14 protein-coding genes are annotated in these 13,203 nt (G+C 70.0%); 7 read left to right on the top strand and 7 right to left on the bottom strand.

Features of this window, described 5'->3' with window-relative positions; all coding sequences use genetic code 11:
• Window positions 1-122 precede the first annotated feature (122 nt).
• Window positions 123-947: a class I SAM-dependent methyltransferase gene (locus tag ACWDR4_RS42240; protein ID WP_450416508.1), complete on the bottom strand. Its 825-nt coding sequence runs from the start codon at window positions 945-947 to the stop codon at window positions 123-125.
• A 187-nt stretch (window positions 948-1,134) separates the two neighbouring features.
• Between ACWDR4_RS42240 and mshA the strand changes: the two genes are divergently transcribed.
• Both mshA and ACWDR4_RS42230 read left to right on the top strand, forming a co-directional pair.
• Window positions 1,135-2,439 carry a D-inositol-3-phosphate glycosyltransferase gene (mshA, locus tag ACWDR4_RS42235; RefSeq protein WP_450416506.1) on the top strand — a complete coding sequence of 435 codons (1,305 nt, stop codon included), beginning with the start codon at window positions 1,135-1,137 and terminating at the stop codon, window positions 2,437-2,439.
• Window positions 2,432-2,977, top strand: a complete 546-nt coding sequence (locus ACWDR4_RS42230) for a YbjN domain-containing protein (protein ID WP_450416505.1) — start codon at window positions 2,432-2,434, stop codon at window positions 2,975-2,977. The genes mshA and ACWDR4_RS42230 overlap by 8 nt, the downstream gene beginning before the upstream one ends.
• Here ACWDR4_RS42230 and ACWDR4_RS42225 read toward each other — a convergent pair.
• Window positions 2,913-3,776 carry an AraC family transcriptional regulator gene (locus tag ACWDR4_RS42225; protein WP_450416504.1) on the bottom strand — a complete coding sequence of 288 codons (864 nt, stop codon included), beginning with the start codon at window positions 3,774-3,776 and terminating at the stop codon, window positions 2,913-2,915. The genes ACWDR4_RS42230 and ACWDR4_RS42225 overlap by 65 nt on opposite strands.
• Here ACWDR4_RS42225 and ACWDR4_RS42220 point away from each other — a divergent pair.
• A complete protein-coding gene (locus ACWDR4_RS42220) occupies window positions 3,775-4,230 on the top strand; it encodes a DUF2000 family protein (protein ID WP_450416503.1) in 456 nt (151 codons plus the stop codon). The two genes, ACWDR4_RS42225 and ACWDR4_RS42220, sit on opposite strands and share 2 nt — an antisense overlap.
• Here ACWDR4_RS42220 and ACWDR4_RS42215 read toward each other — a convergent pair.
• A complete protein-coding gene (locus ACWDR4_RS42215) occupies window positions 4,205-5,578 on the bottom strand; it encodes an MDR family MFS transporter (protein ID WP_450416501.1) in 1,374 nt (457 codons plus the stop codon). The genes ACWDR4_RS42220 and ACWDR4_RS42215 overlap by 26 nt on opposite strands.
• A 161-nt stretch (window positions 5,579-5,739) precedes the next feature.
• Between ACWDR4_RS42215 and ACWDR4_RS42210 the strand changes: the two genes are divergently transcribed.
• Both ACWDR4_RS42210 and ACWDR4_RS42205 read left to right on the top strand, forming a co-directional pair.
• A complete protein-coding gene (locus ACWDR4_RS42210; protein ID WP_450416499.1) occupies window positions 5,740-6,501 on the top strand; it encodes a phosphoglyceromutase in 762 nt (253 codons plus the stop codon).
• A 162-nt stretch (window positions 6,502-6,663) separates the two neighbouring features.
• Complete coding sequence (locus ACWDR4_RS42205) at window positions 6,664-7,467, top strand: hypothetical protein (RefSeq protein ID WP_450416497.1); 804 nt, start codon at window positions 6,664-6,666, stop codon at window positions 7,465-7,467.
• A 620-nt stretch (window positions 7,468-8,087) separates the two neighbouring features.
• On the opposite strand, the gene ACWDR4_RS42200 is transcribed toward ACWDR4_RS42205, so the two are convergent.
• From ACWDR4_RS42200 to phoU, 4 genes are all read right to left on the bottom strand, one after another.
• Window positions 8,088-8,336 (bottom strand): SCO4226 family nickel-binding protein, encoded by a 249-nt coding sequence (locus tag ACWDR4_RS42200; protein WP_450416495.1) that lies wholly within the window; start codon window positions 8,334-8,336, stop codon window positions 8,088-8,090.
• 127 nt (window positions 8,337-8,463) lie between these two features.
• Entirely contained in the window at window positions 8,464-9,600 is a 1,137-nt protein-coding gene (locus ACWDR4_RS42195) for a sugar ABC transporter substrate-binding protein (protein WP_450416493.1), read from the bottom strand.
• A 320-nt stretch (window positions 9,601-9,920) separates the two neighbouring features.
• Window positions 9,921-10,073, bottom strand: a complete 153-nt coding sequence (locus ACWDR4_RS42190) for a hypothetical protein (RefSeq protein WP_235477183.1) — start codon at window positions 10,071-10,073, stop codon at window positions 9,921-9,923.
• Between the two features lie 150 nt (window positions 10,074-10,223).
• Window positions 10,224-10,913, bottom strand: coding sequence for a phosphate signaling complex protein PhoU (phoU, locus tag ACWDR4_RS42185; protein WP_450416491.1), 690 nt, complete (start codon window positions 10,911-10,913; stop codon window positions 10,224-10,226).
• 202 nt (window positions 10,914-11,115) lie between these two features.
• On the opposite strand from phoU, the gene ACWDR4_RS42180 reads away from it, so the two are divergent.
• Window positions 11,116-12,441 (top strand): sensor histidine kinase, encoded by a 1,326-nt coding sequence (locus tag ACWDR4_RS42180; RefSeq protein WP_450416489.1) that lies wholly within the window; start codon window positions 11,116-11,118, stop codon window positions 12,439-12,441.
• Window positions 12,438-13,118 (top strand): response regulator transcription factor, encoded by a 681-nt coding sequence (locus ACWDR4_RS42175; protein ID WP_105974768.1) that lies wholly within the window; start codon window positions 12,438-12,440, stop codon window positions 13,116-13,118. The genes ACWDR4_RS42180 and ACWDR4_RS42175 overlap by 4 nt, the downstream gene beginning before the upstream one ends.
• The last annotated feature ends 85 nt before the right edge of the window (window positions 13,119-13,203 follow it).

The raw sequence follows: 13,203 nt of genomic DNA, 5'->3' as shown, positions 1-13,203 counted from the left end.
TGCAAGGTGCCTGCCCTTCCCATGTCCCCCGCATGTGTGACGAACGAGGTGCGGAGATCGTTGCCCGTGATTCGTGAGCAATGTGAGGCGCCAGGAAAGTCAGAAAATCTGCCGAACCCTCTCTAAATAGGCCCCTGGAGCGGCGCCAACGCCCCCCACTCCACAGTCACTTCCCCCTGCCGCCACCGCGCCGGCCCGTCCGTCACCGGCCAGTCCGCCGTCAGGTCGCGCACCGCCCGGATCCAGCGCTGGCGTGCCCCGTACGAGGCGTAGGGCGCCGCGGCGGCCCAGGCGCGGTCGAAGTCGCGCAGGAAGGCGTGCACCGGTTCGCCGGGGACGTTGCGGTGGATGAGGGCCTTCGGGAGGCGCTCGGCGAGGTCGGAGGGGCGGTCCAGGGAGCCGAGCCGGGCCGCGAAGGTGACCGTGCGCGGCCCCTCGGGGCCGAGGGCGACCCACACATGCCGCCGCCCGATCTCGTCGCACGTCCCCTCGACGAGCAGCCCGCCCGGGAAGTCCTCCGTCACCGGCGCGAGCCGGGCGCACAGCCGCGTCCACACCCCGGCGACCTCGCCCTCTTCGTACTGCCGCAGCACGTTCGCCGCGCGGATCAGCGCCGGCCGCTCCGGGACCGGGATCTCGAAGCCGCCGTGCCGGAAGACGAGCCCCTCGCGCTCGTACGGTTTCGCCGCCGCGACCCGGGCAGGCTCGATCTCGACGCCCACCACGCGCGCGCGTGGCGCCACGGTACGCAGCCGGGCGAGCAGCTCCACGGCCGTCCAGGGCGCGGCGCCGTACCCGAGGTCGACCGCGACGGGGGAGGGGGCGCGGCGCAGCGCGGCGCCGTGCGTGGCCGCGATCCAGCGGTCCATCCGGCGCAGGCGGTTGGGGTTGGTCGTCCCGCGCGTGACTGTTCCCACGGGTCGGGTCGTCGATGCGCGGGCAGCCATGCGTACGAGGGTAAGGGGCGCTCCGGTGTCGAACGGTTGAGCGGTAAATGGCAATGATTCGGTAAAGAGGAAATGGGTTGCGTTCTCATGGCGTTGACCCTTCGGACCTCTTGCGACCTCTGCGAAGAGCGATCGAAGAGTGATCCACGAAGGACGGCAGGAAACGAGGCTGGAGGAGGAACGCCACGTGAGCCAGTACATCGGCCGGCTGGGGCGCCGTCGCAGGCCCCGGCGCGTAGCCATGCTCTCCGTGCACACCTCCCCCCTCCATCAGCCCGGTACGGGCGACGCCGGCGGTATGAACGTCTACATCGTCGAGCTGGCGCAGCGCCTCGCCGCGATCAACATCGAGGTCGAGATCTTCACCCGGGCCACCACGGGCGCCCTCCCCCCGGCCGTCGAGCTGGCCCCCGGCGTCCTCGTCCGGCACATCGACGCGGGCCCCTACGAGGGCCTCGCCAAGGAGGACCTCCCGGCCCAGCTGTGCGCCTTCACCCACGGCGTCATGCAGGCCTGGGCCGGCAACCGCCCCGGCTACTACGACCTGGTCCACTCGCACTACTGGCTCTCCGGCCACGTCGGCTGGCTCGCCGCCCAGCGCTGGGGCACCCCCCTGGTGCACGCCATGCACACCATGGCCAAGGTCAAGAACGCCGCCCTGGCCGACGGCGACAACCCCGAGCCCGCCGCCCGCGTCATCGGCGAGATGCAGGTCGTGGCCGCCGCCGACCGGCTCGTCGCCAACACCGCCGAAGAGGCCGACGAACTCGTACGCCACTACGACGCCGACCCCCGCAAGGTCGCCGTCGTCCACCCCGGCGTCAACCTCGACCGCTTCTCCCCGGCCGACGGCCGCGCCGCCGCCCGCGCCCGCCTCGGCCTCCCGCAGGACGCCCTGATCCCCCTCTTCGCGGGCCGCATACAGCCCCTCAAGGCCCCCGACGTGCTGCTCCGCGCGGTCGCCGTCCTCCTGGACGAGCGCCCCGAGCTGCGCTCCCGGATGGTCGTCCCCGTCGTGGGCGGCCCGAGCGGCAGCGGTCTGGCCAAACCGGAGGGCCTGCAGAAACTCGCCGCCCGGCTGGGCATCGCGGACGTCGTGCGCTTCCGCCCGCCGGTCGGCCAGGAGCAGCTCGCGGACTGGTTCCGGGCGGCCTCCGTCCTTGTCATGCCCTCCTACAGTGAATCGTTTGGCCTGGTCGCCATAGAGGCACAGGCGGCGGGCACCCCGGTCCTCGCGGCAGCGGTCGGCGGCCTCCCGGTGGCGGTCGCGGAAGGACGTACGGGATTCCTCGTACAAGGCCACGACCCCGCCGCCTACGCGCGCGTGCTGCGCGATTTCGCCGACGACGAGACCCTGTCCGCCCGGATGGGCGCGACGGCGGCCCGGCACGCGCAGCGCTTCGGCTGGGACGCCTCGGCGGCGGCCACAGCGGACGTCTACACGGCCGCGATGCAGGCCCACAGGCGTCGCGTACGCTCGCTGCATGGCTGATGCGGCGTCGATCATCGAGCAGGTCCTCACCGAGGCGGACCTGGACTGGGAGAGCCCGAAGCCAGGCAACTACGTAGTAAAACTCCCGGGCACCCGCAAACTCTCGACGACGGTGTCACTCCTGGTCGGCAAGCACTCGCTCTCCCTGAACGCGTTCGTGATCCGCCACCCCGACGAGAACGAACCGGGCGTCCACCGCTGGCTCCTGGAACGCAACCTCAAGCTGTACGGCGTGAGTTACGCGGTGGACCGCCTCGGCGACGTCTACGTCACCTCCAAGCTCCCTCTCTCCGCGATCACCCCGGAGGAGATCGACCGCCTCCTCGGCTCGGTCCTGGAGGCGGCCGACGGCGGCTTCAACACCCTGCTGGAGCTGGGTTTCGCGTCGGCGATCCGCAAGGAGTACGCCTGGCGGGTGTCCCGGGGCGAGTCGACCCGCAACCTGGACGCGTTCGCCCACCTGACCCAGCGCCCTACGGCCGACCGACCCCGGAACGGAGCCGATAACGCCCGGGCGGCACACCCACCAACCTCCTGAAGTGCCGCGTGAGATGCGCCTGGTCGTAGAACCCGGTGGCGGCGGCGACCTCGCCGGGAGCCTGCCCGCCGAGCAGCAGCCGCCGGGCGCGCTCGACCCGCCGGGCGGTCAGATACTGATGCGGCGGCATCCCGAAAGCGGCACTGAACGCCCGTACGAGATGCGCGGGATGCGCGTGCACGAGCCGCGCCGCCTCGTCGAGCGAGATCCCGTCGACGAGCCGCTCGTCGAGCAGCTCGCGCAACCGCCGGGCGAGCGGCGGATCGGCGGGCGGAGGCCGAAGGGATACGTCGGTCTCCCGCAACCGCGCCCGCAGCCGCTCGGAGACGAGCGCCAGCCGGCTCGCAGCCTCGAACTCCTCCCCGGCCCGTACAAGCGCGCCGTGCAACTGCCCGACGCGCAGCCGCAGCAGGGGATCGCGCAGATCGGGCCGGTCGACGGCGGCCCCGATGAACTCGTCGCCGAGGTGGGTGGAGTCGAGGTACAGCACCCGCTTGCGGAACCCGTCCGGAGTCGCGGCCGACCCGTTGTGCGGCACATGCGGCGGCAACAGGGTCACGGTGTCGTGCGGGGTCCCGTGCTCATGCCGGTCGAGGTCGTACCGTACGGCGCCGTCGTCGACGATGAGCAGCGTCCAGGTGTCGTGTACGTGCATGGGGTACGCGTGCTCGGTGAAGTGGGCGTGGAAGACCTCGACGACGCCCGACACGGCAGGGCGCCAGGCGGAGACTTCCTGCCGGGTGGCCACGCAAAGAACGTACAAGACGGGGTCGTACGACGGTCGGCAGTCTCGAAGCATGAGCACAGAGACCCCGACGGGCACGGCCCCCGCCCCCGCCCCCATCCGCTTCGACACGAAGATCGCCGTCCTGCTGCGCGAGGACCTGGAGCCCTGGCAGCGCCTGAACGTGACGTCGTTCCTGGTCAGCGGCCTGGGGGCGACGGTCCCCGAGGTGATCGGCGAGCCGTACGAGGACGGAGACGGCGTGCGCTACCTCCCGATGTTCCGCCAGCCGGTCCTGGTCTTCGAGGCGACGAAGGAGACGCTGACGGCCGCCCACGCGCGCGTGCTGTCCCGGTCCCTCCCGCGCGCGGTGTTCACCGGCGACCTCTTCACCACCGGCAACGACCGCGACAACCGGGCGGCGGTACGGGCCGTGCGGACGGGGGAGCTGGATCTGGTGGGGCTCGCGGTGTACGGGGCGAGGAACGCCGTGGACAAGGTGGTCAAGGGGTCGCGGATGCACCCGTGACGGGTTCGGCGGCGGGGACCGGGCCGACGGGCATGACGGTTTCGGCGGCGACGACGGGGGCGGCAGCGGCGGTGGTGGCGGGGACCGGGCCGGCGGGCGCGGGCTCCTCGCCCGCGTCTTCCACGACGTCCTCGACCAGTTCCTCCTCCGGAACCCGCGCCATGAGCACCCAGTACCCCAACCCCGCCACCGTCCCGACGGCCGCGCACAGCCCCCACAGCCACTCCGCGCCGAGGTGGTCGATGACGAAGCCGGACATCAGCGGGGCGACGAGGCCGGCGACCGACCAGGACATCGTGTACATGCCCTGGTAGCGACCGCGTCCGTGCAGCGGGGACAGCCGGACGACCAGTCCGGTCTGGGTGGGCGCGTTGACGATCTCGGCCAGGGTCCAGACGCACACCGTGAGGATGAAGACGCCGACCGACCCGGCGAAGGCGGTGAGCCCGAACCCGTACCCGGCGAGGAGGGACGAGGCCAGCAGCAGCCGACGGGCGTCCCGGTGTTCGATGAACCGGGTGACGGGGATCTGCAGCACGACGACCAGTACGCCGTTGACGGCGACGACCATCCCGAAGTCCGCCGGGGTGAACCCGGCCTCGCCCATCGCGATCGGCAGCCCGACCAGGCCCTGCTGGAAGATGAGCGCGACGAGGAATGCCAGCCCGACGACGCTCATGAAGCGCCCGTCGCGCAGCACGGTCCCGAGCCCGACGGAGTCCTCCTCCGCCTGCTCGGCCTTCGTGGTCCGCGTCGGCCGTGACTCGGGCAGCTTGAGGAAGATGACGACCGCGCAGGCCAGCGTCATACCGGCCTCGACGAGGAACCCGGCGACGTAACTGACCTCCACGATGAAGCCGGCGCCGGCGGAGGAGACGGCGAACCCGAGGTTGATGGCCCAGTAGTTCAGGGAAAAGGCGCGGACACGGTCCTCGGGCCGCACGATGTCGGCCATCATCGCCTGGACGGCGGGCCGCGAGGCGTTGCTGGCCATGCCCACCAGGAAGGCCACGGCCGCGATGGCGACCGGGTCGTGCACGAAGCCGAGCAGCGCGACGGAGAAGGCGGTGGACGACTGCGCGATGAGGAGAGTGGGGCGCCGCCCGAGCCGGTCGGTCATGACACCGCCCCCGATCGACGACACCACCCCACCGAGCCCGTGCAGGGCGACGACGAGACCGGCGTACGAGGCGGAGTACCCGCCGTCGAGGGTCAGGTAGATCGCCATGAACGTGGAGACGAAGGCCCCGAGCCGGTTGACGAGGGTGCTGGTCCACAGCCACCAGAACTCGCGGGGCAGCCCGGAGACGGACTCGCGGGCGGCACGTTTCAGGGCGGCGAGTGACACAGGGATCCCCCACGGACGTAAGCAGCACAGATAGTGATGACAACTTACGAGGGGGCCTCTCGGGGGAGCCACTCAATTAACAGATCCCGTCAACCGTCCGTGAATCGTCCGGTAGCCGGGCGGCCGAGCAGGGGATCAGGACGTTCTATTACGCTCGGGGCATGGCCGACGCACCGTACAAGCTGATCCTCCTCCGCCACGGCGAGAGCGAATGGAACGCGAAGAACCTGTTCACCGGTTGGGTGGACGTCAACCTCACCGACAAGGGCGAGAAGGAGGCGGTCCGCGGCGGTGAGCTGCTCAAGGACGCCGGCCTGCTCCCCGACGTGCTCCACACCTCCCTCCAGAGGCGCGCGATCCGCACGGCCCAGCTGGCCCTGGAGTCCGCGGACCGCCACTGGATCCCCGTACACCGCAGCTGGCGCCTGAACGAGCGCCACTACGGCGCCCTCCAGGGCAAGGACAAGGCCCAGACGCTCGCCGAGTTCGGCGAGGAGCAGTTCATGCTCTGGCGCCGCTCGTACGACACCCCGCCCCCGCCCATCGAGGACGGCACGGAGTTCTCCCAGTCCGCCGACCCGCGCTACGCGACGATCCCGCCGGAGCTGCGCCCGCGCACGGAGTGCCTGAAGGACGTCGTCGTCCGCATGCTCCCGTACTGGTACGACGGCATCGTCCCGGACCTCCTCTCCGGCCGTACGGTCCTGGTGGCGGCCCACGGCAACAGCCTCCGCGGCCTGGTGAAGCACCTGGACGGAATCTCCGACGAGGCGATCTCCGGCCTGAACATCCCGACGGGCATCCCGCTCGCGTACGAACTGGACGCGGACTTCAAGCCGGTGAAGCCGGGCGGTACTTACCTCGACCCGGACGCGGCTGCGGCGGCGATCGAGGCGGTAAAGAACCAGGGCAAGAAGAAGTAGGAATAGCGATCATGCCCCCGACCTGCGCACACGGCGCGGATCGGGGGCATTTTCGTGACCGGGGTCCGGTCGGTCGGCAAGAGTGCACAACCTCCCAGACGCCCCGTCAGTCTCACGCAGGTGAAGGCACCACCCAGGTCACCAAACAGGGGAACCCACGCCATGCGCATACGCGCCACTGTCGCCGCAGCTACCGCCGCTGCCCTCAGCGCCGCTCTGGCCGTCACCGCTCTCGCCGTCCCGGCAGCTGGGGCCGACCAGGACGACTCGGCCTCGAAGTTCTCGAACATCGACGTCAACCACGACTGGCAGGACTACACCGTCGGCGTCGAGGCCGCGAAGAGGAGACTGATCCCGATCTCCGCGACGGTCACCGACCCGTCCGGCATCAAGAGCGTGTCGTTCGAGCTGAGGCACGGAGACGACCCGGAGACGGCCGACGGGATCATCACCGCGCCCGCCACCTGCCACGCGATCAACGAGATCACCTCCTGGTGCGAGGCCCTCCTGTCCGCCGACCCGAAGGTCAACCTCCGCAGCAACGCCCTCGCCGGTCTCTGGCTCCTGTCCCCCACCGCCGTCGACGGAGACGGCAACGTCACCCGCTCGGACGGCCTCGACACCGCATCCTTCGCCCGCATCAAGCGCACGACCTACATGACCCAGACCGACGCCACCCCGGAGCCGGTGACGAAGGGCAAGAACCTCACGGTCAAGGCCCAGATGACCGTCGCGAGCTGGGAGAAGAACAAGAACGTGCCCCTCATCGGGCACCAGGTGCTGCTCCAGTACCGCAAGGGCACGAGCGGCGCCTTCGTCACCCTGAAGAAGCTCAAGACCGACCGCAACGGCTGGGCCAAGGCCACCGTGAAGGCGACGGCGGACGGCGCGTACCGCTACACCTTCGCGGGCACGAACCTCACCCTGCCCGCGGCCGGCTGGACCGACTACGTCGATGTGAAGTGAGGCCCGGACGGACCGGTGAGGTGACCGTCCGGAAGAAGTAGCACGGTGAAGGGCTCCGGCATGCGCGCCGGAGCCCTTCACCGTCGTACGGGATTCGCGTCAGCGCCCGGGGAGCCCCGGTCCGCTCCTGCCCGGCGACTCCGGCGGGTCGATCCGGGGCAGGGGCGGGGGCAGTTGCGGGGGGTCGGGGAAGAATCCCGGTGGGCTCGGGCAGTACCCGATCACGGGCACGTGGGACTCCACGGTGTCGCTCGGCTTGGGAGCTAGGGCATGACGAACTCGTAAGCCATGGACGGCGGTTGGACAGATCCTTCAGGGTCCTTCGACCGCGGCACGTCGCGGTGGCCACTGGACTCCGGTGCGGGCGGCGTGACGATCGGCACGAGAGGCAGCCCGCTCCTGCGACGCGACTGCGGCGGGCGCGGGTACGTCACCGACTGCCGGGGCCCATCGACGCCCGGTGCGGGTGAGGTGGGTGGCTGCACATGGTTCCCTGTGTCGGCCACGACAGCAAGGAAGCGCCGACGGCGCTGTGTGGACGGCGAGCGCGTCACCGACTGCCGGAGCGGACCGCGAGCCGAGCATCCGGTGCGCGGTCCGCCCGCGGAGTCACCGGGTTCTCATATCGTCAGCGGGACCGGATGGATCTCGTCGGCGAGGTGACCGGAGCGTTCGTGGATGCGCTGGACCGCTTCCGCGGAGGGGGCCTCCGAGAGGCAGTAGACCGTGCCGGAGGCGGGGTCCGCCCAGGCCTTCTCGAAGTGGACCGCCTCGTCCTTCTCGATGGCGAGGTCGGCGTTGTGGGCCTCACGCAACTGGTCGGCCGTGATGCCCTTCATGTTGTGGTGGACGTCCATGAACCGGGGCATGGCGTCGCACCTCCAATCCCTGATCGGATCTGCGATCTTCTGGCGTACGGGGTACCGCCTGCCTTCCATCCTCTGCCCGTACGCCCACCCTGGCGACCCCATCTGGTCCCTCGGGGAGACCCGCCCCCTACGTGAGGCCGATCTCCTCGCAGGCCGCCGCGTAGTCCGGGGTGCAGATGTCCTGGACGGTGTAGATGCCGTCCTGGATCACCGTGTCCTTGATGTTGTCCTTCGTGAGGGCCACCACCGGGACCAGCTGCGACGGGATCTGCTTCTGCGTCGGGCTGTCGACGAGGTCGCGGGTCAGCGCGTCGAACTCGATCGAGCGGCCCTGGACCTTGGCCACCGCCATGGACGCGGCGTTGTTGGCCTCCAGGATGAACGACTTGTAGACGCTCATGTACTGCTCGCCCGAGACGATCCGCTGCACCGCCTCCAGGCTCGCGTCCTGCCCGGTCACCGGCGGGATCGTGCTGGCGCCGGCCTCCTTCATCGCGTCGATGGCCGCGCCGGCCATGTCGTCGTTCGCCGAGTAGACCGCCTTGATGTTGCTCAGCCCGACGGCCCTGATCGCGGCCTCCATGTTGGCCTTGGCGACCTCGGGCAGCCAGTCCTTGGTCATGTACGACTCCGCGATCTGGACCTTGCCCTGCAGCTCGTTCATCGCGCCGGTCTGGAACCGTGCCGTGTTCGGGTCCGTGAGCGAGCCGTTGATCATGATGATCTTGCTGGTCGCGGCCTTGTCGCCGAGGGCCTCCACGATCGAGCGGCCCTGCACCTCGCCGACGAGCTCGTTGTCGTGGGAGACGTACGCGTCGATCGGGCCCTCCGCGAGCCGGTCGTACGCGATGACCGGTATGTCCGCGTCCTTGGCCTTCTCGATGGCCGGCGCGATGGTGTGGGCGTCGATCGCGTCCACCACGAGGACGTCGACCTTCTCGGCGATCATCTCTTCGAGCTGCTGGTTCTGCTTGGTCTTGTCCGCCTCGGCGTTGGCGTAGAGGACCTTGCCCTTGCCGTTGGTGAGGGCGGTGACCTGCTTCTTGAAGAGCGGGTAGTCGAACTTCTCGAAACGCGTCGTCTTCTTGTCGGGCAGAAGGAGCCCCACAGTGATGTCGTCGCCCTTCTTGGGCGCCGCGGAGCCACTGCTTCCACTGGCGCTGTCGATGACGCCGCACGCGGCGAGCGAGAGGGCCGAGGCGGCGGCCGTCACCGCGATCGCGGTACGGCGTGCGGCGATCCGACGGGGGGTACGAGCGTTCACGGGAGGTGCCTTCCAGGCGGGGAAGCATGACGAACCCAGATACAGATACGGAAGCCAACGCCGGGACAGCACGTAACGTCAAGAAGTACTGGTTAACGAGATGGCAACAGGGTGCCTGTTGTGCAAGTACAGAGCCAGAGCGTCAACTGCTGTGAAGTGTATGCCTGTTCGAGGGCGACCCGAGCCGCCTTCCTCCTCTCCCGAACAGGGCGAACGGCACCAGCACACACAAAAGAACCCCGCTCTCTCCACATTGGGGAGGGAGCGGGGTCCCTGCGACTCACGTCGAGGTGGCTGACGTCGAGGTGACTGACGCCGCGTCAACCGCACTGACAGGGAGCGCCCGACTGGCATCCGCACCCGCAGCCGGAGCCGCAGCCGCAGGCGCCGAACAGGGGCAGGTGCTTGATCTCGGCGGGATGCTGCGTCTCGCGCTCCTGCGTCGGGTCGGGCGTGCTGGGGGTCTCGGCCATGGGGCCCTCCTGGAGGGTGGTCCTGGAGATCCGGATCGCTGGATCCCGGGGATCTGGTGCCTTCTCCTCATTGCATGCCCGTTCCGCCGGGCGCATCAACGGCGCACAGGGGCTCGGCGGGTCAGGCCCGGAGGGGCAGGGCCCGGCGGGTCAGGTCCCCTCGACGCCCGTGGGCGGCTGCACGTCCTGCTGCAGCTCGTCCGCGTGCTCGCCCGTCACCAGGAACACCACACGCTTGGCGACCGACACCGCGTGGTCCGCGAAACGCTCGTAGTAACGGCCCAGCAGCGTCACGTCGACCGCCGTCTCGATGCCGTGCTTCCAGCGGTCGTCGATCAGGTGCTGGAAGAGGTGGCGGTGCAGCAGGTCCATCTCGTCGTCGTCGTTCTCCAGCTGCATCGCCAGATCGACGTCCTTGGTGATGATGACCTCGGCCGCCTTCGCCATCAGGCGCTGCGCGAGCTGGCCCATCTCCAGGATCGTGGCGTGCAGGTCGTGCGGGACCGCGCGCTCGGGGAAGCGCAGCCGGGCCAGCTTGGCGACGTGCTGGGCGAGGTCGCCCGAACGCTCCAGGTCGGCGCTCATCCGCAGCGACGTGACGACGATCCGCAGGTCGGTGGCGACCGGCTGCTGGCGGGCCAGCAGGGCTATGGCGCGGCCCTCCAGGTCGTGCTGCAGCTCGTCGACCCTGGCGTCGGCCTCGATGACACTCTCGGCCAGCTTCAGGTCGGCGTCGAGGATCGCCGTCGTGGCGCGCCCGATCGCCGACCCGACGAGCCGGGCCATCTCGACCAGACTGTCGCCGATCGAGTCAAGTTCCTCGTGGTACGCGTCACGCATCAGGTGTCCCTCTCTTGGCGTCCGTTCGGGGGCGGCACCGGGCCCCGTGACCCCCACGCTCCCACGTTCGGGCAGGCACGCGTCGTTTTCGGCCCCGACAAATGAACCAATACTGGCTCCAAGGTGAACTCTGGGCGACGAGTGTTCGAGGTCGCACACTGTTGGCTGTGGCCATGTCGTACCCCATGCCTAACCTGGACGCATGGACGTGAACGCGGCAGTCGCCGCAGCGGCAGCGATCGCCGGGGTGCTCACCGGCGTCATCGCCATGCTGGCGTTCCGCTGGAGCGAGCGCGACCAGAAACGCCCCACCCGCACCTCCCTGCACACGGACCCCGTGCTGCCGCCCGGTGTCGACACGGTGCTGTCCGTGCTCCGCTCCTCCGCCGTCGTACTCGACGAGGCGGACGCGGTCGTCAAGGCCAGCTCGGCGGCGTACGCCCTCGGACTGGTCCGTGGCGGAAAACTGTCGGTCGAACCGATGCTCCAGATGGCCCGGGACACCCGCCGCGACGGCGAGATACGCCAGGTCGAGCTGGACCTCCCCCGGCGGGGCACCGGCCGCGGCGAGGCCCTCGCGGTCTCCGCCCGCGTCGCACCCCTGGGCTCCCGGCTCATCCTCCTCCTCGTCGAGGACCTCACCGAGGCCCGGCGCATCGAGGCCGTACGACGCGACTTCGTCGCCAACGTCAGCCACGAGCTGAAGACCCCCACCGGCGCGCTCTCCCTCCTCTCCGAGGCCGTCATGGGCGCCTCGGACGACCCGGAGGCCGTCGAGCGCTTCGCCGGCCGGATGCAGATCGAGGCCACCCGCCTCACCAGCCTCGTCCAGGAACTCATCGACCTCTCCCGGGTGCAGAACGACGACCCGCTGGAGGACGCCGAACCGGTCCGCGTCGACGAACTCGTCGCCGAGGCCGTCGACCGCTGCCGCCACCAGGCCGGCACCAAACAGATCACCATGGCCGCCGGAGGCACCGCCGACCTGCGCGTCTGGGGCAACCGCGGCCAGCTCGCCGCCGCCCTCGGCAACCTCGTCGAGAACGCCGTCAACTACTCACCCTCCGCCACCCGCGTCGGCATAGCGGCCCGCCGGGTGAACGTGCCGGGCGGAGACCTGATCGAGGTCGCCGTCACCGACCAGGGCATAGGCATCTCCGACAAGGACAAGGAGCGCATCTTCGAGCGCTTCTACCGCGTCGACCCGGCCCGCTCCCGCGCCACCGGCGGTACGGGTCTCGGGCTGGCGATCGTCAAGCACGTGGCCGCCTCGCACGGCGGAGAGGTCACGGTCTGGAGCTCCGAAGGACAGGGCTCCACCTTCACCCTGCGCCTCCCGGAGGCGGGCGCCGCCCGCCGCGCCCGCGCGAACCGGGCACATCTGTACGACCATGGCTCGCACCCCGAGTCACTCCCAGACTCCGACCCCGAAGCCGGGGACGGACCGTCCGACCCCGGCGAAGAGGCCGACCGGACCACCGGCACATCCCCTTACGATCCGCTTCACGCCCCGGAGGTCCTTCCGTGACCCGAGTGCTCGTCGTCGAGGACGAGGAATCCTTCTCCGACGCCCTTTCGTACATGCTCCGCAAAGAGGGCTTCGAGGTCGCCATCGCGGCCACCGGGCCCGACGGACTCGACGAGTTCGAGCGCAACGGCGCCGACCTCGTCCTGCTCGACCTGATGCTGCCCGGCCTGCCCGGCACCGAGGTCTGCCGCCAGCTGCGCGTCAAGTCCAACGTCCCGGTGATCATGGTCACCGCCAAGGACAGCGAGATCGACAAGGTCGTCGGCCTGGAAATAGGAGCCGACGACTACGTCACCAAGCCCTTCTCGTCGCGCGAGCTGGTCGCCCGCATCCGCGCCGTGCTCCGCCGCCGCGGGGAGCCCGAGGAGGTCACCCCGGCCGCCCTCGAAGCCGGCCCGGTCCGCATGGACGTGGACCGCCACGTGGTCACCGTCTCCGGCGCCAAGGTCGACCTCCCGCTCAAGGAGTTCGACCTGCTGGAGATGCTCCTGCGCAACGCCGGCCGCGTACTGACCCGGATGCAGCTCATCGACCGCGTCTGGGGCGCCGACTACGTGGGCGACACCAAGACCCTCGACGTCCACGTCAAGCGCCTCCGCGCCAAGATCGAACCGGACCCGGGCGCGCCCAGGTACCTGGTCACTGTCCGCGGCCTCGGCTACAAGTTCGAGCCGTAAACCGGCCCGTACAGCGTCTTACGGCCTGGTACGCGCACAGCGCTCTCCGGTACGTCGAAGGGCGGGACCTCCCTGAGGAGGTCCC

The organism is Streptomyces sp. NPDC000878 (genome assembly GCF_053599695.1).
Note: the sequence above shows the minus strand (reverse complement) of the source record. Positions and strands in the feature narration are given on the sequence as shown.

What these genes read in the sequence shown, in the direction of transcription:
- ACWDR4_RS42240 (WP_450416508.1), bottom strand. Translation starts at nt 947, where the DNA reads ATGGCTGCCCGCGCATCGACGACCCGACCCGTGGGAACAGTCACGCGC.
- ACWDR4_RS42230 (WP_450416505.1), top strand. Translation starts at nt 2,432, where the DNA reads ATGGCTGATGCGGCGTCGATCATCGAGCAGGTCCTCACCGAGGCGGAC.
- ACWDR4_RS42220 (WP_450416503.1), top strand. Translation starts at nt 3,775, where the DNA reads ATGAGCACAGAGACCCCGACGGGCACGGCCCCCGCCCCCGCCCCCATC.
- ACWDR4_RS42225 (WP_450416504.1), bottom strand. Translation starts at nt 3,776, where the DNA reads ATGCTTCGAGACTGCCGACCGTCGTACGACCCCGTCTTGTACGTTCTT.
- ACWDR4_RS42210 (WP_450416499.1), top strand. Translation starts at nt 5,740, where the DNA reads ATGGCCGACGCACCGTACAAGCTGATCCTCCTCCGCCACGGCGAGAGC.
- ACWDR4_RS42205 (WP_450416497.1), top strand. Translation starts at nt 6,664, where the DNA reads ATGCGCATACGCGCCACTGTCGCCGCAGCTACCGCCGCTGCCCTCAGC.
- ACWDR4_RS42200 (WP_450416495.1), bottom strand. Translation starts at nt 8,336, where the DNA reads ATGCCCCGGTTCATGGACGTCCACCACAACATGAAGGGCATCACGGCC.
- ACWDR4_RS42190 (WP_235477183.1), bottom strand. Translation starts at nt 10,073, where the DNA reads ATGGCCGAGACCCCCAGCACGCCCGACCCGACGCAGGAGCGCGAGACG.
- phoU (WP_450416491.1), bottom strand. Translation starts at nt 10,913, where the DNA reads ATGCGTGACGCGTACCACGAGGAACTTGACTCGATCGGCGACAGTCTG.
- ACWDR4_RS42180 (WP_450416489.1), top strand. Translation starts at nt 11,116, where the DNA reads ATGGACGTGAACGCGGCAGTCGCCGCAGCGGCAGCGATCGCCGGGGTG.